16 protein-coding genes and 1 riboswitch are annotated in these 20,846 nt (G+C 60.0%); of the genes, 2 read left to right on the plus strand and 14 right to left on the minus strand.

The annotated features are described in order from the left end of the window. Positions 1–58 precede the first annotated feature (58 nt). Entirely contained in the window at positions 59–886 is an 828-nt protein-coding gene (locus ACZ5FP_RS22730) for an AraC family transcriptional regulator (protein WP_464664745.1), read from the plus strand. Here ACZ5FP_RS22730 and metH read toward each other — a convergent pair. The 8 genes from metH to hemP form a co-directional block, all read right to left on the minus strand. Beyond that, positions 871–4,647 (minus strand): methionine synthase, encoded by a 3,777-nt coding sequence (gene metH / locus ACZ5FP_RS22735; RefSeq protein WP_464664746.1) that lies wholly within the window; start codon positions 4,645–4,647, stop codon positions 871–873. The genes ACZ5FP_RS22730 and metH overlap by 16 nt on opposite strands. 192 nt (positions 4,648–4,839) lie before the next feature. After that, a complete protein-coding gene (locus tag ACZ5FP_RS22740; protein WP_130272649.1) occupies positions 4,840–5,979 on the minus strand; it encodes a ribonucleotide-diphosphate reductase subunit beta in 1,140 nt (379 codons plus the stop codon). A gap of 53 nt (positions 5,980–6,032) precedes the next feature. Continuing rightward, positions 6,033–8,912 carry a ribonucleoside-diphosphate reductase subunit alpha gene (locus ACZ5FP_RS22745; RefSeq protein ID WP_464664747.1) on the minus strand — a complete coding sequence of 960 codons (2,880 nt, stop codon included), beginning with the start codon at positions 8,910–8,912 and terminating at the stop codon, positions 6,033–6,035. 108 nt (positions 8,913–9,020) lie between these two features. Continuing rightward, positions 9,021–9,231: riboswitch (cobalamin riboswitch) on the minus strand. A gap of 50 nt (positions 9,232–9,281) precedes the next feature. Continuing rightward, a complete protein-coding gene (locus ACZ5FP_RS22750; RefSeq protein ID WP_464664748.1) occupies positions 9,282–10,073 on the minus strand; it encodes a heme ABC transporter ATP-binding protein in 792 nt (263 codons plus the stop codon). Between the two features lie 2 nt (positions 10,074–10,075). Further along, entirely contained in the window at positions 10,076–11,197 is a 1,122-nt protein-coding gene (locus ACZ5FP_RS22755; RefSeq protein ID WP_464664749.1) for a FecCD family ABC transporter permease, read from the minus strand. Then, the gene (locus tag ACZ5FP_RS22760) at positions 11,194–12,111 is read right to left on the minus strand and encodes a heme/hemin ABC transporter substrate-binding protein (protein WP_464664750.1); all 918 of its coding nucleotides are present in this window, start codon (positions 12,109–12,111) and stop codon (positions 11,194–11,196) included. The genes ACZ5FP_RS22755 and ACZ5FP_RS22760 overlap by 4 nt, the downstream gene beginning before the upstream one ends. A gap of 4 nt (positions 12,112–12,115) precedes the next feature. Further along, complete coding sequence (locus ACZ5FP_RS22765; RefSeq protein ID WP_464664751.1) at positions 12,116–13,174, minus strand: hemin-degrading factor; 1,059 nt, start codon at positions 13,172–13,174, stop codon at positions 12,116–12,118. Between the two features lie 24 nt (positions 13,175–13,198). Next, a complete protein-coding gene (hemP, locus tag ACZ5FP_RS22770; protein ID WP_223614931.1) occupies positions 13,199–13,339 on the minus strand; it encodes a hemin uptake protein HemP in 141 nt (46 codons plus the stop codon). Between the two features lie 188 nt (positions 13,340–13,527). Here hemP and ACZ5FP_RS22775 point away from each other — a divergent pair, with 188 nt between their 5' ends. Then, entirely contained in the window at positions 13,528–13,797 is a 270-nt protein-coding gene (locus ACZ5FP_RS22775) for a hypothetical protein (RefSeq protein WP_464664752.1), read from the plus strand. Positions 13,798–13,817: 20 nt separating this feature from the next. On the opposite strand, the gene ACZ5FP_RS22780 is transcribed toward ACZ5FP_RS22775, so the two are convergent. The 6 genes from ACZ5FP_RS22780 to ACZ5FP_RS22805 form a co-directional block, all read right to left on the minus strand. Then, complete coding sequence (locus ACZ5FP_RS22780) at positions 13,818–14,762, minus strand: substrate-binding domain-containing protein (RefSeq protein ID WP_346306407.1); 945 nt, start codon at positions 14,760–14,762, stop codon at positions 13,818–13,820. Between the two features lie 82 nt (positions 14,763–14,844). Further along, complete coding sequence (locus tag ACZ5FP_RS22785) at positions 14,845–15,855, minus strand: ABC transporter permease (RefSeq protein WP_288192149.1); 1,011 nt, start codon at positions 15,853–15,855, stop codon at positions 14,845–14,847. Further along, positions 15,852–17,402 carry a sugar ABC transporter ATP-binding protein gene (locus ACZ5FP_RS22790; protein ID WP_464664753.1) on the minus strand — a complete coding sequence of 517 codons (1,551 nt, stop codon included), beginning with the start codon at positions 17,400–17,402 and terminating at the stop codon, positions 15,852–15,854. The genes ACZ5FP_RS22785 and ACZ5FP_RS22790 overlap by 4 nt, the downstream gene beginning before the upstream one ends. Beyond that, positions 17,402–18,574, minus strand: coding sequence for a Gfo/Idh/MocA family protein (locus tag ACZ5FP_RS22795; RefSeq protein ID WP_223614655.1), 1,173 nt, complete (start codon positions 18,572–18,574; stop codon positions 17,402–17,404). The genes ACZ5FP_RS22790 and ACZ5FP_RS22795 overlap by 1 nt, the downstream gene beginning before the upstream one ends. Before the next feature lie 18 nt (positions 18,575–18,592). Next, positions 18,593–19,648 carry a sugar phosphate isomerase/epimerase family protein gene (locus tag ACZ5FP_RS22800; RefSeq protein WP_464664754.1) on the minus strand — a complete coding sequence of 352 codons (1,056 nt, stop codon included), beginning with the start codon at positions 19,646–19,648 and terminating at the stop codon, positions 18,593–18,595. A 57-nt stretch (positions 19,649–19,705) separates the two neighbouring features. Then, complete coding sequence (locus tag ACZ5FP_RS22805; RefSeq protein WP_464664847.1) at positions 19,706–20,722, minus strand: LacI family DNA-binding transcriptional regulator; 1,017 nt, start codon at positions 20,720–20,722, stop codon at positions 19,706–19,708. Positions 20,723–20,846: the final 124 nt, after the last annotated feature.

Genomic DNA, 20,846 nt, shown 5'->3' on the forward strand with positions numbered 1-20,846 from the left:
GTTGCACAAAACCTGCCTTCGTGGTTTGGTCTATTTCTTTCGCAAGTGGGCCAAGCCGATGCTCTATCTGAAGTTTCCCGAGATGAGTTTCCACGCCAGGGATCTGGGGCGTGTGCATCTGCAGCGGCTGGAATGGCTTGAGCAATCGAAGGGCGATGTGGTTGCCGGATTGGCGCACTATCCCACGGGGTGCCATGTTCCGGAGCATCAGCACAGCCTGTCGCAACTTCTGCACGCGATGACCGGGGTTGTCATGGTCTCCACCAAGTTCGGCCGCTGGATGGTGCCGCCGCATCATGCGCTATGGCTACCAGCGGGCGTGCGGCATGCGGTGGATATGCACGGCGATGTCGCCATGCATTCGATCTATGTCCGTCCCGATGCCGTTGAAGGATTGAAGAAACATCTGCATGTGGTTGCTCTGACCCCGCTCATGGATACGCTGATCCGTGAGGTTGTCGCTTCCCCGTCGGACGAGCAGGCGAGCCCGCGCACCACATTCATGATGGGATTGCTGCTGCACGAGATTCCCAAGCTGGAAGAGCGCCCGCTCGGCCTGCCCTTCCCCGATGATACCAGGCTGGCGGCGCTGTGCAGGGGTTTTCTGCAAGACCCTTCGCCCCGCACCAATATCGACAACTGGGCCGATCGCCTCGGCATGAGCCGCCGCACCTTTACGCGGTTTTTCCGGCGCGAGACGGGCTTGAGCCTGTCGACATGGCGCCAGCAGGCCTGCCTGCTATCCGCCTTGCCGCGTCTGTCCGGAGGTGAAGCGGTGACCAGCGTTGCGCTCGATCTCGGTTACAACAGCGTTCCTGCCTTTACCACCATGTTCAAACGCATGCTGGGCGCCCCTCCCCGCAACTATCTTCACTCGGCCGCCTGAACCCGCGGGGCCGGAACATAGTTGAGGATCGGGCCGAGCCAGCGCTCCACCTCTTCGACCGGCATTGCCTTGCGCTCCGAATAATCCTCGACCTGGTCGCGCTCCACCTTGGCGACGCCAAAGTAGTAGGATTCCGGGTGGGCGAGATAGACGCCCGAAACCGACGAGCCCGGCCACATGGCGTAGCTCTCAGTCAGGCGCACGTTGATCTGCCTTTCCGCGTCGAGCAGGCTGAACAGAGTATCCTTTTCCGTGTGATCGGGCTGCGCGGGATAACCGGGTGCCGGGCGGATGCCGCGATAGGGCTCGCCGATCAGTTCATCTGGCTTCAAAGTTTCATCCGGTGCATAGCCCCAGTATTCCTTGCGCACCCGTTCATGCATCAATTCTGCAAAGGCTTCGGCAAACCGGTCGGCAAGGGCCTTCACCAGAATGGATGAATAGTCGTCATTCGCCCGCTCGAACCGTTCGGCAATGGCGATTTCTTCTATGCCTGCCGTCACGACGAAACCGCCGATGTAATCCCCTTTGCCACTGGCAACAGGTGCGACGAAATCCGACAGGGCGACATTCGGCCGGCCATCGCGCTTCGACAGCTGCTGGCGCAATGTATAGAGTGTGGCTAGCTCTTTCTGGCGCCCCTCGTCGGTGAACAGGCGGATATCATCGCCGACGGTTCCCGCCGGCCAGAAGCCGATGACGGCTTTCGGATTGAACCATTTTTCATCGATGATCTTGGCCAGCATGGCCTGCGCGTCGGCAAACAACTGCCGCGCTGCCGCGCCCTGATGTTCGTCGTCGAGAATGGCGGGATAGCGGCCCTTCAGCTCCCATGTCTGGAAGAATGGCGTCCAGTCGATGTAGCGCGACAGTTCGGCGAGGTCGTAATTTTCGAACACCCGCGTTCCGAGGAAGGACGGCTTCGGCGGTTCATAGCCCGACCAGTCGATCCTGTGGGCATTGGCGCGGGCCTTTTCCAGCGACAACCGCTGCTTGTCTGCCTCATTGCGGGCATGGGTTTCGGCAACCCTAGTATATTCGCTGCGGATGTTATCGACAAAGCCGCCCTTGGTGTCCGGCGAGAGAAGTTGGGAGACGACGCCGACCGCACGGCTTGCATCGGTGACATAAACCGTCTGGCCCTTGTGATAGCGCGGATTGATCTTCACCGCCGTGTGCACGCGGCTGGTTGTTGCCCCTCCGATCAGAAGCGGAATATTGAACCCTTCGCGCTCCATTTCGGACGCCACATGCACCATTTCGTCGAGCGACGGCGTGATCAGGCCGGAGAGGCCAATGATATCGACATCCAGCTCTTTTGCCGTCTGCAGAATCTTGGTGGCGGGCACCATCACGCCGAGATCGATGATCTCGTAATTGTTGCAGGCGAGAACGACACCGACAATGTTCTTGCCGATATCGTGCACGTCGCCCTTGACCGTTGCCATCAGCACCTTGCCGGCGCTTTCGCGTTCGCCCGTGCCGCCATTGGCGAGCTTTTCCGCCTCCATATGCGGCAGGAGCAAGGCCACGGCCTGTTTCATCACGCGGGCGGATTTCACCACCTGCGGCAGGAACATCTTTCCTGCACCGAAGAGATCGCCGACGACATTCATGCCCGCCATCAGCGGACCTTCGATCACATGCAGCGGCCGTTCGGCCGCAAGCCGCGCCTCTTCCGTGTCGACATCGATGAATTCGGTAATGCCATTGACGAGCGCATGGGAAATGCGCTCCGCCACGCTCCATTCGCGCCAGGCGAGATCACGCTCGCGCGCTTCCTTGCCGGCCGATCCCTTGTAGCGTTCTGCCAGGTCCAGCAGCCGTTCCGTCGCATCGTCGCGGCGGTTGAGCACGACGTCTTCGCAGGCCTCGCGCAATTCCGGATCGATGGATTCATAAACCGCCAGCTGCCCGGCATTGACGATGCCCATGTCCATGCCGACCTGGATCGCATGGTAGAGGAACACCGCGTGCATGGCTTCGCGCACAGGCTCGTTGCCGCGGAACGAAAAGGACAGGTTCGAAATGCCGCCGGAGATATGCACATGCGGCAGCGTTTCCGTGATCTGGCGTGTCGCCTCGATAAAGGCCACACCATAGCCGTTGTGTTCCTCGATGCCGGTGGCAACCGCGAACACATTCGGATCGAAAATGATGTCTTCGGGTGGGAACCCGGCTTCCTTGGTCAGAAGTTCATAGGCGCGGGTGCAGATCTCGACCTTGCGCTCCAGCGTATCGGCCTGGCCCTCCGTGTCGAACGCCATGACCACGACGGCCGCGCCATAGGCGCGCACGCGTTTGGCATGGTGAAGGAAAGCCTCCTCCCCCTCCTTCATGGAGATGGAGTTGACGAGCGGCTTGCCCTGCACGCATTTCAGTCCGGCCTCGATGACATCCCACTTGGAACTGTCGATCATGACGGGCACGCGGGCAATATCCGGCTCAGCGGCGATCAGGTTGAGGAACTCGACCATCGCCTTCTCGCTGTCGATCAGGCCTTCATCCATATTGATGTCGATGATCTGCGCGCCATTGGCAACCTGATCGCGCGCCACATCCAGCGCCGTGGCAAAGTCGCCGGTGGTGATCAGCTTGCGGAACTTGGCCGAGCCGGTGATATTGGTGCGCTCGCCGACATTCACAAATGGAATGTCCTTGGTCAGCGTGAACGGCTCAAGGCCGGACAGGCGCATATGCGTGGAAATTTCCGGGATCTGGCGCGGCGGATATTTGCTGACCGCCTCGGCAATCGCCCGGATGTGATCGGGCGTCGAACCGCAGCAGCCGCCGACGATGTTCAGCAGGCCTTCACTGGCAAAGCCTTCCAGCTGCTCGGCCATCGCCTCGGGGCTTTCGTCATACTGGCCGAATTCATTGGGCAGACCGGCATTGGGATAGGCGCAGACAAATGTATCGGCAACGCCGGAGATTTCAGCCAGATGGGCGCGCATCGCATTGGCGCCAAGCGCGCAGTTCAGGCCGATGGTGAAGGGTTCCGCGTGACGCACGGAATGCCAGAATGCCGTCGGTGTCTGACCGGACAAGGTCCGGCCCGAGAGATCGGTGATCGTGCCCGAAATCATGATGGGCAGGGTGATGCCCTTTTCCTCGAACACTTCCTGTGTGGCGAACACCGCTGCCTTGGCGTTCAGCGTGTCGAAGATCGTTTCGATGAGGATGATATCGGCGCCGCCATCCATCAGGCCGCGCACCTGGTCCGCATAGGCAATACGCAGATCGTCGAAGGTGACGGCGCGATAGCCGGGATTGTTCACGTCAGGCGAAATGGAGGCAGTGCGGTTCGTCGGTCCGAGCGCCCCGGCCACGAAGCGGCGCTTGCCGTCCTTCTGTTCGGCCTTGATCGCGGCCCGGCGGGCAAGGCGGGCGCCGTCGCGGTTCAGCTCGTACACAACCTCTTCCATGCTATAATCAGCCTGGGCGATGGTCGTAGAAGAGAACGTATTGGTTTCGAGAATGTCCGCACCGGCCATGGCATAGGCGTAGTGGATGTCCTCGATGGCCTGGGGCTGCGTGAGAATCAGAAGGTCGTTATTGCCCTGCAGGTGACAGGAGCAGTCGGCAAAGCGTTCGCCGCGGAAATCGTCCTCGTTCAGGCTGAGGCCCTGAATCTGCGTGCCCATGGCCCCGTCGAGAATCAGGATGCGTTCGCGCGCCGCCTTGGTCAGCGCTTCAAACACCTCCGAGCCATCCCGGGGAGCGCCCATGGGACCGAACAGATTATCGACTGCAATATTCATGACTCAAACGCCTCTTGGCCATCTTGGGATGAGAGGCGTAAACTCACATAAAGATATCTTTATGTCAACAAATCAATTCCATTGGCGGCAGATTCTGTCGCAGCTGCGGCGTCCTGTCCCGCCGCAGCCGTGATGCTCGCATCAAGCGCGGTCACGCGACGAAAATGTCCTCGAGAGCCGACATCGTACACATCAGTCCCATGCCAGCGCTCCGCCATTCTGGTATTCGATAACCCGGGTTTCAAAGAAGTTCTTTTCCTTCTTCAGATCCATGGCTTCCGACATCCACGGGAACGGATTGTCCGTGTCGGGAAAGACCTGTGCGAGACCGAGCTGGGCGCAGCGGCGGTTGGCGATGAAGTGCATATAGCTTTCGCAAAGCGCAGCATTCAGCCCGAGGAACCCGCGCGGCATGGTATCGCGGCCATAGGACGCCTCGAGCTCTGCCGCATCCCTGATCATCCCGCGCAGTTCTTCGGTGAAGGCTTTCGTCCACAGATGCGGATTCTCATGGCGGATCTGGTTGATCACGTCGATGCCGAAATTCATGTGGATGCTCTCGTCGCGCAGGATGTACTGATACTGTTCGGCAATGCCGACCATCTTGTTGCGCCTGCCAAGCGACAGGATCTGGGCAAAGCCCGTATAGAACCACATGCCCTCGAAAATGACGTAGAAGGCCACGAGATCGCGCAGGAATTGCTGATCCATCTCCGGCGTGCCGGTCTTGAAATCCGGGTTGTCGAGATTTTGCGTGTGCTTGAGCGCCCATGCCGCCTTGTCGGTGATCGATGGCACTTCGCGATACATGTTGAAGAGTTCGCCCTCGTCCAGCCCGAGACTTTCCACGATATACTGGAATGTATGGGTATGGACGGCTTCCTCGAAGGCCTGACGCAAGAGATACTGGCGGCATTCCGGATTGGTCAGGTGGCGGTAGATGGCAAGGACAATATTGTTGGCAACAAGTGACTCGGATGCCGCGAAGAAACCGAGATTGCGCTTGATCATGCGGCGTTCGTCGTCGGTCAGCCCGTCCCTGGACTTCCACAGGGCGATATCCGCCTGCATCGATACCTCAGTTGGCATCCAGTGATTGTTGCAGCCATTGAGATATTTCTCCCAGGCCCAGTGATATTTGAGCGGCAGGAGCTGGTTGACGTCGGCACGTGAGTTGATCATCGCCTTGTCGTCGACGCGCACACGGCCACCGCCGCGTACGATATCGCCAAGACCCGTGGCATCGGCGGCGGGTGCCTGATCCGGTGCAAGGGCGGGATGGATGGCGCGGGCCGCATTGGCGGCAGCTTCGGTGTTGGTCCAGTCAAGCATGGTCTTTTCCTTCAATTCATTGCAAAGCATGTGTGGCAGGCGCGGTTGCGCGCTTACTGGCAGGCTTCACAGTCCGGATCATTGATCAAGCAGGCATTGCCGGCCGGTTCCGACAGGATGATCGGTTCGGCAGCCGGCTTGGCGGCGACAGCGTTGAGCTTGCCATCGGTACCTTTCAGCGTGGACTTTTCCACGTGCGAGGCGGAGCGCGAGCGGAGGTAGTAGGTCGTCTTCAGGCCGCTGTTCCAAGCGAGGCGATAGAGCTCGTCCAGCTTCTTGCCGCTCGGGTTGGCAATATAGAGGTTGAGGGACTGAGCCTGATCGATCCATTTCTGCCGGCGCGAGGCCGCGGCAATCAGCCATGCGCTGTCGATTTCGAACGCTGTGGCATAGAGCGCCTTGAGGTCGGCGGGAATGCGGTCGATTTCACCCACCGAGCCGTCGAAATATTTCAGGTCCGAAATCATCACCTCGTCCCATAGCCCGCGCTGCTTCAGGTCATGCACCAGTGCAGCATTCACGACGGTGAAGTCGCCCGACATGTTGGATTTGACGAATAGGTTCTGATAGGCGGGCTCGATGGACTGGGCAACGCCGCAAATGTTGGAAATCGTTGCGGTGGGGGCAATCGCCATGGTGTTGGAATTGCGCATTCCGGTTGTCGTCACCCGCTTGCGCAGGGCTTCCCAGTCAAGGGTAGTGCTGCGGTCCATCGAAAGCCTGGCACCAGTCGCCGTGCGGGCCTGATCGAGCAGTTCAATGGAATCGATCGGGAGAATGCCTTTTGACCAGAGCGAACCGCTGAAGCTCGGATAGCTGCCGCGTTCGCCAGCAAGATCAACGGATGCCGAAATGGCGTGATACGAAATGGCTTCCATGCTGAGATCGGCGAAAGCCACGGCCTCGTTGGAGGCATAGGGAATACGCAGAGCCTGCAATGCATCCTGGAAGCCCATCAGCCCGAGGCCGACCGGACGGTGACGCAGGTTGGAATGGCGCGCTTCCGGGATCGTGTAGAAGTTGATGTCGATGACATTGTCGAGCATGCGCATGGCCGTTGCCACAGTGCGCGCCAGACGCTTGAGGTCGAGACCTTCGGCTGCAATGTGATTGGCAAGATTGATCGAGCCGAGGTTGCACACCGCAACCTCATCCTTCGATGTGTTGAGGGTAATTTCCGTGCACAGGTTCGAGGAATGCACCACGCCGACATGACCCTGCGGCGAGCGAATATTGCAAGGGTCCTTGAACGTGACCCATGGGTGGCCCGTCTCGAACAGCATCGTCAAAATCCGGCGCCAGAGATCCAGTGCCCGCACGGTGCGGAAGACACGGATTTTCCCGCGTGCGGCCTTGGCTTCATAGGCCTCGTAGGCGGATTTGAATGCCGCGCCATAGAGGTCGTGCAAATCCGGCGTCTCGTCGGGTGAGAACAGGGTCCATTGCTCGTCCGCCTCGACGCGGCTCATGAACAGGTCAGGCACCCAGTTGGCGGTGTTCATGTCGTGGGTGCGGCGGCGGTCGTCACCGGTATTCTTGCGCAGATCGAGGAACTCCTCGATGTCGACATGCCAGGTCTCGAGATAGGCGCAGACCGCGCCCTTGCGCTTGCCGCCCTGATTGACCGCGATGGCCGTATCGTTGGCCACTTTCAGGAACGGTACAACGCCTTGGCTTTCGCCGTTGGTTCCCTTGATATGGGCGCCAAGACCACGCACGGGCGTCCAGTCATTGCCGAGGCCACCGGAATATTTTGCCAGGAGCGCATTGTCCTTCACCGCCTTGAAGATGCCATCGAGATCGTCGGCGACGGTGGTCAGGAAGCAGGAGGACAGCTGCGGGCGCAACGTGCCCGAATTGAACAAGGTCGGGGTGGAAGCCATGAAGTCGAACGACGACAGCAGATCGTAGAATTCGATGGCGCGTGCTTCCCGGTCGATCTCACGGGTGGCGAGGCCCATGGCAACGCGCATCAGGAAGGCCTGTGGCAGTTCGAACCGGATACCGCGTGTCTGCTGGAGATAACGATCATACAATGTCTGCAGGCCAAGATACTGGAACTGCAGGTCGCGTTCCGGCTTCAGGGCTGCTGATATTTTCCGCAGGTCGAAGCGGGCGAGTTCCGGATCGAGCAGTTCGGCTTCAATGCCGGCCTTCACATAGGCGGGGAAATAATCGGCGTATCGCTCCGCCATTTCATGCTGGGTCGCCTGTTCGGGCCTGCCGAAGACAAAGCTCAAGGCTTCGCGGCGCAGTTTGTCGAGAAGCAGCCGCGCGGTGACAAAGGAATAGTTCGGTTCTGTTTCAACGAGTGTGCGTGCAGCCAGAATGGGCGCAAGCGACAATTCATCGAGCGTGATACCGTCGTAAAGATTGCGCTGGGTTTCGCTGAGGATCGGTGCGGCGCTGACCCCCTCAAGTCCTTCACAGGCTTCATCGATGATGCGGGCGAGGCGCGCCGCATCGAGCGGTGCCCTGGTCCCATCAAGCAGGGTGACGCTGAGGGACGGGCCGGTTTCGGCCACGGGTTCAACCAGCTTCGCCCGTTCTCGCGCGCGTTCTTCCCGGTAGAGCACGTAGGCGCGGGCGACCTTGTGGTTTTCGCTGCGCATGAGGGCAAGTTCGACCTGATCCTGCACATCCTCGATGTGGAACAGACGGGCTTCACTGCTGCGGCGCTTCAATGTTGTCACGATGTCGGCGGTCAAGCCTTCGACGACATCGTGCACACGGCGCGAACCGGCAGCGACGTTGCCTTCGACGGCGAGGAAGGCTTTAGTGAGAGCAACGGTGATTTTCAGCGGGTCGAAGGGTGTGACCGAGCCATTGCGGCGAATGACGCGATAGCCGGGCTCGCTGGATGATGGCTGCAGTTCAGCGGGACGAACCGGCGACTGACCGTCGGCGCGGGTGGTTTGAAGAGAAAGAGACATGTGCTTATACCCCAAATGTTGGGGGCAAAGGTCGAGCGCACGCGTGCAAGAATCCGGTCAGCTTGCGGCCGACCATTGCAAGCGACACACCGGGACACCCCGCCCGTGGACGTTCATCATGTCATGGCAGGTCTCCTGGCTCACAGGTCGGCGCTGGTGTCGGCCTTCCCGAAGCGCGGCTCCAGTGGCATTGTCGACAACAACTCGCTGTTTACAGTTGCGGGGGCAGCGCCGGCATCAATGTCCAGGACATTTCACCGGCTTCCCTCTTAGCTCCCGGTCTTGCGACTCGGGGAGAACCATAACATCTATATTTAGTATCAAATCGCCGTTTTTAGTCAATAGGTGGATAGCGGCATCTTCACTTGCTCAGAACGCTGCGGATTGCGGCAAGACGAACGGCACGGATTTTCCGGGCACACCGCCCACCTTGAGCGCACATTCATAGACGCGCAGGATGCGGTCATCGGTCAAGACCTCCGTGGGGGTGCCCACAGAATCGGCCCTCCCCCTGTGCATGACCACGACCCGGTCGGCAAACATGGAGGTGAGGTTGAGGTCATGCAGGATAGCGATGACCCCGCCACCGCGATCGGCAAAGTCGCGGGCAATCTGCATGATGATCAGCTGATGTTTGATATCGAGGCTCGACACCGGCTCATCGAGGAACAGAAAGCGCGGCTGGCCGTCGAGCACCGGCTGCCAGACTTGGCAGAGGACGCGCGCCAGTTGCACCCGTTGCTGCTCGCCGCCGGAGAGTTCCTGATAGAACCGCCCGCCGAAACCCGCGAGGTCAACGCGCTCAAGCGCTTCATCGGGCAGTGTGTCCACGTTGTGGCGCGAAACACCGGAGCGGCCGCTGGTCATGCCCAGCTTGACGATCTCACGCACGGTGAACGGGAAGGACAGCGAGGTGGATTGCGGCAGGATCGCCCGCATGGTTGCCATCTGCCAGAGCTTCAGCCGGTCGATCGGCGTGCCGTTGATGCTGATGACGCCCTCATGCGGCAGATCACCGGAGAGTGCGCGCATCAGGGTAGTTTTACCCGATCCATTGGGTCCGACGATAACTGTGAATGCGCCGGCCTCCGCATCAAAGGATACGTCCGCGACGATTCTGTTTCGGCCGAGGGATACGAAGACATTGGAAACACGGATCATGGTCAGAGGTCCAGAATGCCGCGGCGGCGCAGCAATATCCACAGGAAGAACGGTGCGCCGACGGCTGCCGTGACGATGCCGATCGGCAGTTCCGATGGCGCAACAATCGTTCGGCTGACCGCATCGGCAATCAGCAGCAGGCTGGCGCCAAGGAGAGCGGCGGCCGGCAGGAGATAGCGATGATCGGGGCCGATCACGAGGCGCAGCAGATGCGGAACGACGACGCCGAGAAAACCGATGCCGCCGCTGACCGCAACCGATGCGCCGGTGGCGGCAGCGACGGTGACAATGGCGATGCGTTTGAACCGCTGTACCGGGATGCCGAGATGGCTGGCCGATGCTTCCCCGAGGGCGAGCCCGTTGAGGCCGCGGGCGAGGAACGGTGAAATGACGAGAGCGAGCGCAATGAGCGGGCCTGATGCGGCGATCTTGACCCAATTGGCTCCCGCCAGCGATCCCAGCCCCCAGAATGTCAGATCGCGCAATTGCTTGTCGTCGGCGACATAGACCAGGACACCGATATAGGCGGCGGCCATCGCGCCGAGCGCAATACCGGCGAGCAGCATGGTGGCGATGGATGTCTGTCCGCGCCGCGTCGCGACGTGGTAGAGGACGAGCGTGAAGATGAGGGCGCCGAAGAAAGCGGCGAGCGGCAAGGCATAGAGACTGAACAGGGCGATCACCGGGGCGAGGAAGGTTCCGCCGAGAACGATGATGCTGACCGCGCCAAGCCCGGCGCCCGCCGAGACGCCGACGATGCCGGGGTCGGCCAGCGGATTGCGGAACAATCCCTGCATGACTGCACCCGATACGGCGAGCGACGCGCCGATCAGCGCGCCGAGAATGACGCGGGGCAAGCGGATATCGTAAATGATGATGCGATCACGGACGGAGAGCGCATTGTCCGTGGTATCGGATCCAGCAATCAGGGACTTCACGACGGAGAGGACCGATGCATCGGATGCACCAAAGGCAAGGCTGAAAAGGACTGTGGCAACGAGCGCCACGCACAGGCAGGCAATGACCATGCGCGCAAACGCCGACCGGTCGCCCTCCGGGCGCAGTCTGCTGCCGCCCTGTGCGGAAGCAAGGACGGCAGGTTTTCTCAAGACGGTCTCACTCATTTGCCGAGTTCGTTGCCGTAAATGGCTTCTGCCAGCTCGTGAATTGCCTTGGGCGCACGCGGCCCGAAGCCCAGCAGATACTGACCACTCATGCGGATGATCTTCTTGTCCTTGCCGGCGGGCGTTGCGGCAATCGCCGTATTGGCAAGAAGGTCGGCATTGTCGGACGCATGGTCACCACCGCGGTCCATGACCAGAATGACGTCGGGTTTGGCCGTGATGATCGCTTCGTCCGTCAATGGCTTGTATCCGGGATATTCCGTGATCGCATTGTCGGCACCGGCCAGTGCAATGATCCCATTGGCTGCCGTTTTGGTGCCCGACGCCATGATCTTGCCGCCCTGAGCACTGAGGACGAACAGGACGCGCTTGCGGTTCTTGATGTTCTTCGTTGCGTCTTCAGCCGCCTGCAAATCGTTCTCGACCCGCGACGCCAGTTTTTCCGCCTTGTCGCCAACGCCAAGCGCCGTACCCACCACGCGTATTTTCGCCGCGATACTCTTTCCGGTGTAATCTTCCGGCACAAAAACGAAGGGGATGCTGGCTTTCTTCAGGACATCGATGGTTTCCTTCGGGCCGCTGCCTTCCACGGCAATGATGGCTGTCGGGTTGATGGACAGAACCCCTTCGGGGGACAGTGCGCGCATGTAGCCGACATCGGGCAGCTTCTGCGCTGCTTGCGGGTAGGTACTCGTCTGGTCACGGCCGACGAGGTGCCCCTCTTCCCCCAGCGCATAGACGATCTCCGTGATGGAGTCGCCGATGGACACCACCCGGCTGGCATTGGGAAGACGCCCGGTGACTTCTTCTGCAGAAGCCATGCTTTGTGCGGAAAGCAATGCCATCAGCCCGGCGAGCGAAGCGGCGAGATGCAGCCTTGCCGGCTTGCTCTGGCGTTTAGCGAACATGGTCATTTCCTTACGCGGCCGAACGCAGGATGCGCGGCAGGTTTTCGACAAGCTGGCGCCAGTCTTCCCGTTCGCCCGAGCCTTCATGACGCTTGCCGAAGAACTGGATGATCATTTCCCCTTCGGCGCCGTAGGCTTCGAGCGATGTCACATGACCGTCCTTGGTCGGTTTGCGCACGGCCCACAACTCGGCAATGTGATCAAGGCGCAGATGCATATGAAAGGTTTCATCGAGGATATTGAGCCAAGGCCCCATCGCCTTGATGTTCGCAATCGGGCCCGAATGAATCTGGATGCAGCCACGATTGCCGACAAAGCACATGATCGGTATCTGCTCCTGCGCCGCATGCTGCATCATGGCGCTCAAGGCGTCGCGATCCAGTGCCCAGGCATAATCCTGCCCGATCACCTGCACCGCCTGATGGCGCGTCATCTTCAGTGAACGCAGAATGCCGAAGAACTCATGCACATCCTTCATCTGGGTCCAGCGGTCCCGCAGGCCATCCGCATCGAGTTCATGAATTTCCGCAATCTTCTCCTCGGGCTTCGGCAAGGCCGTCAGTTCGATACTCTGCGACTGGTCGTCGAGGCGCAGCTTGGCAACAAGCGCGTGGTAGGCTTCGAGGTCCGAAGCGGGGCGCAGATGGATTTTGTGGATTGCCTCACCGGCGGCATCGAAGAACTGGAGACTGCGGCGGGTGAATTCGCCATCCTGCTTTTCCACCGCGAAACCGTGCGCCCAGCTGTCGGGAAACAGCCGCAGATCGATCTGTTCGCCCAGCAGCATGGAGGCGTGCTTGCCGACGATGGGCTTGTCGTAGACGCCGATCTTTTCGTGCACGGCGCTTTCGTTGCGCGTCAGCGCCATCACCTCGCCGAGGGTCTGTATCTCGGTCAGGAAGGTCTCGATGCGCGGGGTGATGCGAATGACATTGAGGCCGCAAAAGGCTGCAACCAGATCAGCCTCGGTGATGCCAAGCTGCTGGGCAAGATCGCGCTCGCGCATTTTGGGGTTGTCTGCCCGAGCTTGCCGGATGTCCTGGGGTGCTGGCTTGTGCGTATCAGTCATTGTCTTCGGATGCCTATCAATGCGTTACTTGTTGAGAATGAGTTTGCCCTGGCGGGTGATTTTCAGGCGGTAAAGCGAGCCGGCATGTTCGATGCCGACTTCGTTGGAGCCGTCGAACAGGATTTCGCTGCCGTAAACGCGCATATCCGTTTGCCGGACCGGCATGATTTCGCGTGCGAGCGGGGCCAGCCTCGGAAGCCGGACTTGAAGATCGATGATTTGGCGTCGTGACATTGCTGGCCAGCCTTTTCGTGCTGTCGCTGCCGGAATGCTCCGGCAACGGATAGTTCAAACTTGACTCGTATGATCATATTTATTACTCAACATAAAGAGGAGTCAACGAGTCAAGTTAGTTGGTGCTTGAAAAACATCACAAAATTGCAAGCGCGCTGACCGCGAGCCTGCAAAAATTCTTGAAGTTCGAGCTATCCCAGCAAGCGCAACGGCTGGAAATTTCGACGTGCGACGCGCAATTTGCGGCAGGAAATGGTTTGAGCATGACCGCTGCTCCCGCCATGATGAAGCCTGCTGCAACAGGGAAGGCGTCGGGGTACGAGTCCTCCCCGGCGCCAACCCTGACAAAAGGAAAAGGCCCTTGCGGGCCTTTTCCATGTGCAGTCTGATCATGTCCTGATCGTGGAGATCAGAACGGCGAATCAGGGAAGTAGAATTCCTTGGCATTGTCCTTGGTGACCAGGGTGGCATCCAGGATGTATTTGCCGCGTACAGGAACCTGATCGTAGAAATTGGCAACCGTCAGTTCGAGTGCCGTTGCGATCATGGACGGCGGATAGAGAACATTGATCGGTGTCATGGCATCGCCATCGCTGACACGCTTGATCATGTCCTTCATGCCGGCACCGCCGATGACCATCTTGATGTCGGTGCGCTTGGCCTGGCTGATGGCCTCGAGCACGCCGACGGCCATGTCGTCATCCTGGCACCAGACGGCATCGATCTTCGGGAACTTGGTCAGATAGTCCTGCATGACCTTGAAGGCGTCATCGCGTGACCAGTTGCCGAACTGCTTGTCGAGCACCTTGATACCGCTTCCGGCAATGGCTTCGTCAAAACCCTTCTGGCGTTCTTCGTCAATGACGATCGGCAGGCCGCGAATGACCACGACGTCACCGGTGCCAAGCTTGTCCTTCAGATATTTGCCTGCGACACGGCCGAGTTCCGGATTGTTACCGGCGACATAAAGATCCTGAATGCTCTGATCGGATAGGGCGCGGTCGACAACCGTGACGAATACGCCCTTTGCTTTGACCTGACGGATCGGGTCGGTCAGTTCGTCGGAATTATGCGGCAGGGTGACGAGGGCATCGATCCCCTGCGTGGTCAGGTCTTCCAGCGCGTTGGCCTGGGAAGCACCATCGGGTGATGTCTTGATGGTGATCTTGAGGCCGGGATGGTTGGCCTCGAGAATCTTGGCCGCCCGTTCGGCGTGATAGACGACGCCGCCGGTCCAGCCGTGATCGGCAGCCGGAATGGAAACGGCGATATTGACTTTCTTGTCCGCGGCGTGAGCCAGGACCATGCTTGACGCGAGCAGCGCGCCGGCAAGTCCCACGATGAGTTTACGCATATCTCTCTCCCAAATATTCTACGGGCCTTTGTGTCGAGGTCGGCGGGTGGCCCATTCTCCCCCTCCCAAACTTTTATCGCCGTTATCCCTTGCGCTGCAGTGTCCGCTGCACCAGCATGGCGATGATGATGATGACGCCCTGAACCGCACCGATCAGATATTCACTGACGAAGTTGGACAGGACCATGATGTTGCCGACGATCTCCAGCATGAAGGCGCCGCAAATGGTTCCCCAGATGCGCCCGACGCCGCCTTTCAGCGCCGTGCCGCCAATGACGACCGCCGTGATGGCCTGCAATTCCCACAACATGCCGGTGGTCGTGGTTGCCGCCCCAAGTCGCGGGACGTAGACCACAACGGCTATGGCGACACAGATGCCCTGAATGACATAGGTCATGGCGCGGACACGATTGACGTGGATGCCGGAATAACGCGCGACGTCTTCGTTGGAGCCGACCGCGATGACGTGCCGGCCAAAGGAGGTCTTGTAGAGGATGAAGGCACCGAGCAAACCGACGGCAATGATGATCCAGACCGGTATTGGCAAGCCGAGAAACGTGCCGGTATAGACCGGCCGGAACAGATTGCGCATTTCACTGGATTTCATGGCAATCGATCCGCCATTGGCCAGCCAGACCGTGACGGAGCGGTAGATGGCCATTGTTCCAAGCGTCACGATAAACGGTTCGATCCGCCCCAGCGTGGTGACTGCGCCGTTCACCAGTCCGGCGCCTGCGCCGACGCCGATGGCGATGACGACACCGGCGGCCAGCATGGCGAAATTGCCGTCGATGGCGGCAGAATTCAGGAACAGGATCATGATGCCGGCGACAAGCGCAGCCATCGATCCCACCGACAGATCAAGCCCGCCGGCCGAAATCACGAAGGTCGCTCCAACCGCGATGATGGCGATGAAGGACGAGCGGGTCAGCACGTTCAATATATTGTCGATGCCGATGAAGCTTGGATTGACCAGGGCGCCCAGAACGAAAAGCGCGGCAAGCGCCAGGAATGGCGCAACCGCCGTCTTGTCGATATCCGCCAGCTTGCGGCCAAGGCCGCGCGTGTCGGTGTTTGCTTGCGTATCGCTCATGCGGACCCCGTTGCGTATAGTTCTGCTTCGTTTGTTTTGACGCCGGTGGCGTAGACGACGATTTCATCTTCCGTCATCGCGTCACCCGAGACCTCGCCGACAATGCGCGCGGAGCGCATGACAAGGATGCGGTGACAGATGCCGATCAGCTCCTGCATCTCGGACGAGATGACGATGACCGATTTTCCTGACTTGGCGAGATCGGCGATGAACCTGTAGATCTGTTCCTTGGTGCCGATATCGATGCCGCGGGTCGGCTCATCGATGATGACGATGCTCGGATCAAGCAGCATCATCTTGGCGAGCAACAGCTTTTGCTGATTGCCACCGGACAACTGGCCCGCCAGCAGATCGCGCCGCCGGGCCCGGATGTCGAATTCGGCAATCGCCTTGTCCAGCCCCTGTTCTTCCTGCTTGCGCTCGATGAGCGGGCCTTTGGTGAATTTTTCCAATGAGGCCAGCGTGAGGTTCGTCCGCAGGTTCTGTGCCAGAAGCAGTCCCTTGCCCTTGCGGTCTTCGCTCAGGTAGACAATCCCGGCGGCCATGCTGTCGCGCACGCTGTGAAACCGCACCGGCTTGCCGTTCAATTTGACCTGCCCATGTCCGGCACGCAGCCCGACAATGCCTTCGAACAGTTCAGTCCGTCCGGCGCCGATCAGCCCGGCAAAGCCGAGAATTTCACCTTTGCGCAAGGCGAACGAGGCGCTGCGGGCATAACCCGGAACGTCGAAATTGCTCACATCAAGGATCGTCTCGCGCGTCGCGGTCTCTTCCCTTTCGGGATAGAGTTTTGACATATCGCGTCCGACCATCAGCTTGGCCATGTCAACGGGCTGCAATTCCGAGGCATTGCGCGTCGCGATGAGTTTGCCGTCGCGCAGTACGGTGATGCGGTCGGCAATGGCGGCGACTTCCGGCAGGCGGTGGGAAATATAGAGAACCGCCACGTTCTGGTCGCGCAGGTTGCGGATCACCTTGAGCAGCGCCTCCGTCTCATAGGGCGTGAGGGATGCCGTGGGCTCATCGAAAATCACGACGCGGTGCGGCACCTGCAGCGCGCGGGCAATCTGAACGAGCTGGCGCCGCGCAATGGATAGCCGCGACACCGGTGTTGTCGGATCAATATCGGCACCGAGCTTGCGCACGGCTTCGGCAGCCAGCCGGTTCATCTCACGGTCATTGACCATGAGACCGCGTTTCAACTCGCGGCCCATGAAAATATTCTGCGCGACCGTCAAATGCGGTGCGAGCAGGATTTCCTGGTGTACCAGCACAAGGCCGCGATGTTCCGCATCGACGGGACCGGCGAGGGTCACGTCCTCCCCATCCATCGCAACCGAGCCGCGGGTCGGCTGCAGATGGCCGCTCAGAAGCTTCATCAGCGTCGACTTGCCAGCACCGTTCTCGCCGATGATTGCATGCACCTCGCCGGGCTGGATGGTGAGGCTGATATCGGTCAGCACCTCCACCGGCCCGAACGCCTTGGCGATGCCCCGGGCTTCAAGCACGGGCGCTCCGTCGTTGCGATGGGTTTGGTCGCTGTTCATCACACCTTCGTCCACACGCCGCCGGCTTTGGACGACTTCACCGCCGCATCGATGAACTCCATGCCGGCAAGTCCATCCTCGACCGTCGGATATATCACATCCTTCGGTGTCTTCTTGCCCGTCCGGGCGGCAATGATCGCCTGTGCGGCTTCCGTATAGATATTGGCAAAACCTTCAAGATAGCCTTCCGGATGACCGCCGGGAACGCGTGTGACACGGGCGGCTTCCGGCGATGCGCCCGCTCCGCCGCGGGTCAGCAATTGCTTGGGCTTGCCGAACGGCGTGTACCAGAGATAGTTCGGATCGGCCTGGGTCCATTCCAGCCCGCCCTTGGTGCCGTAGACACGCAGTTTCAGGCCGTTCTCGTGTCCGGGCGCCACCTGGCTTGCCCACAGCATGCCTTTGGCGCCGCCATCGAAGCGCATCAGGATCTGCACATCGTCATCGAGCTTGCGGCCTTCGACGAAGCTGGTGAGTTCGGCGCACAGCTGCTTCAGCGTCAAGCCGGAAACAAAACAGGCAAGGTTATAGGCGTGCGTGCCGATATCGCCGATGGCGCCGCCTGCGCCCGAACGCGCCGGATCGGTGCGCCATTCCGCCTGCTTCGATCCTGAGTCCTCCGCTTTTTCGGTCAGCCAGTCCTGCGGGTATTCGGCCTGCACCAGACGGATCTTGCCAAGGACACCCTTTTCGACCATGGCGCGGGCCTGCCGGATCATGGGGTAACCGGTGTAATTGTGAGTCACGGCAAAAATCTTGCCGGTCTTCTTCACCAGTGCCACGAGTTCCTTCGCGTCCTTCACCGTTGTCGTCAGCGGCTTGTCGCAGATCACATGGATGCCCGCTTTCAGAAACGCTTTTGCGGCGGGTGCATGCATATGGTTCGGGGTAACGATCGCCACCGCCTCGATCCCGTCCGGACGCTTGGCTTCCGCTTTCGCCATCTCTTCGAAAGAACCATAGGCACGGTCTTCCGCAATGCCGAGCTCCTTCGCCGAGGCCTTGGCGCGCGCCGGATCGGAAGACAGGGCTCCGGCGACGAGCTCGTACTGGTCGTCGATGCGCATGGCGATGCGATGCACGGCGCCGATGAAGGCGCCCTGCCCTCCTCCGACCATGCCGATGCGAATGCGCCGGGTTGCCGCTTTTTCTCTGCTTGCTTCAATAGCCATTGCCGCTTCCTTCCGTTCTTATACCAGACCAAGGATACGGCGGTTGGCCGCGTCGTCGGTTCCTGCGCCAGCGAAATCATCGAATGCCCTTTCGGTCACGCGGATCAGATGTGCGTTGATGAATTCAGCGCCTTCACGTGCACCGTCTTCCGGATGCTTGAGTGCGCATTCCCATTCCAGCACCGCCCAGCCATCGAAGTCATAAGCCGTCAGCTTGGAAAAGACGGCGCCAAAATCCACCTGTCCGTCACCGAGCGAACGGAAGCGTCCGGCACGATTCACCCAGGACTGGAAACCGCCATAGACGCCCTGACGGCCCGTCGGGTTGAATTCGGCATCCTTGACGTGGAACGCCTTGATGCGCTCGTGATAGATGTCGATGTAGTCGAGATAGTCGAGCTGCTGCAGCACGAAATGCGAGGGATCATAGAGCAGGTTGGCGCGCGGATGATTGTTCACGCGCTCCAGGAACATCTCGTAGGTGATCCCGTCATGCAGGTCTTCACCCGGATGGATTTCATAGGCCGCATCGACACCCTGTTCATCGAGGTAATTGAGGATCGGTGTCCAGCGCTTGGCCAGTTCGTCGAATGCCGCTTCGACGAGACCGGCAGGCCGCTGCGGAAAGGGATAGAGGAATGGCCAGGCCAATGCGCCCGAGAATGTCGGCATCACCTTGAGGCCAAGGTGTTTGGAGGCACGTGCGGCGCGCTTGACCTGATCGACCGCCCATTCCTGCCGGGCCTTGGGGTTGCCATGCACTTCAGGCACGGCAAAACCGTCCATCAGTTCATCGTAGACCGGATGAACGGCGACGAGCTGGCCTTGCAGATGGGTTGAAAGCTCGGTGATGGTGAGGCCATGCGCATGGGCAATGCCGGCGACTTCATCGCAATAGGTCTTGGAGTCCGAGGCCTTCTTGAGATCGAACAGCCGGGCATCCCAGGTGGGAATTTGAACACCCTTGTAGCCGAGGGATGCTGCCCATTGGCAGATCGCGTCGAATGAGTTGAACGGTGCCGCATCGCCCGCAAACTGCGCGAGGAAAATGGCTGGTCCCTTGATCGTCTTCATGTCTCGTCTCCTCCAATTCATGCGGGCGCCTCGGGCAGGCACCCCTCCGGTCTCTGTTCAGGGCATGTTGTCCCTGAGAAAAATATCGATGCGGATATGTTCCTGCCCCGGTACGATGGGACGGCCTTCACGCAGGGCAGTGAGAATGCGCGCGGTGCTGCGCGCCATATGCCCGACATCCTGATTGATGAGCGCATCAACGGTGCCGCGCACCAGATGGCGGCGGGTCGAGGCGGTGAGTTCATGCGCCACGAAAATCACGTCGGAGACACGGCCGGTTGCTTCGAGCGCAGCGACGACACCCGCCTGGCCACCGCCGGCGTTGTAGATGGCGACCAGATCGGGATGATCGCGCAGCAGCGCGCGGGCGACCGTCTCAACCCGCGCATTCTCGTCCCGTGCTTCCCGCACGGGCAGAACGTCAAGATTGGCGTATTCGCGGGAAATGACCTGTTCGAAACCGAACTGTCGCTCCACGTGGTCGCGCAGGGCCAGCGAGCCGGCAATCATGCCGACCTTGCCCTTGCGCGGTCCGACAAAGCGGCCAATCAGGGAAGCCGCGGTGCGCCCGGCGGCGTAATTGTCGATGCCGACAAAATGGGCGCGGCGTGAGTTCGGCACATCGGAAACCAGTGTCAGGACAACCACACCCCTGTCGGCAAGGGCGTTGATGGCTTCTGTCACGGCGGGATGGTCGAGCGCGACGACAGCGACGCCGTCGATGCTGGAGGGCAGCCGTTCGAGTGCCGCCGCCAAAGCCTCGCCGTCGAAAGTATCGACATATTGAATGGAAAGCCGCACGCGTTCCTGCAGCTGGCGTTCGCGGGTTGCACGAAACTCCGCATCCAGCGCTTGCATGAATTCGTTTTCGCCGGTCGGCAGGATAATCCGGAAATCATAGTCCCGTCCGCGTGCAAGCCGCGATGCGTGCTGATCCGGATGAAAGCCAAGCAGTTTGATGGCCGCGTTGACGCGTTCGATGGTGCGCGCATGCACACCATTCCGCCCGTTCACAACACGATCAACCGTTGCAAGACTGACACCGGCTTCTCGGGCGACGTCTTCAAGCGTCATCTTTACCACGAGAATTCTCCTCCGCTTGATATACTAGTTCGGCGAAATGAGGTGTGCAACTCTTTTTGACGGGTTTTGATGGGAATTTTGATGGGCGCAATGTTGTCCTGCTGCAACTTGCGTG

Source organism: Phyllobacterium sp. T2-21 (assembly GCF_055378485.1).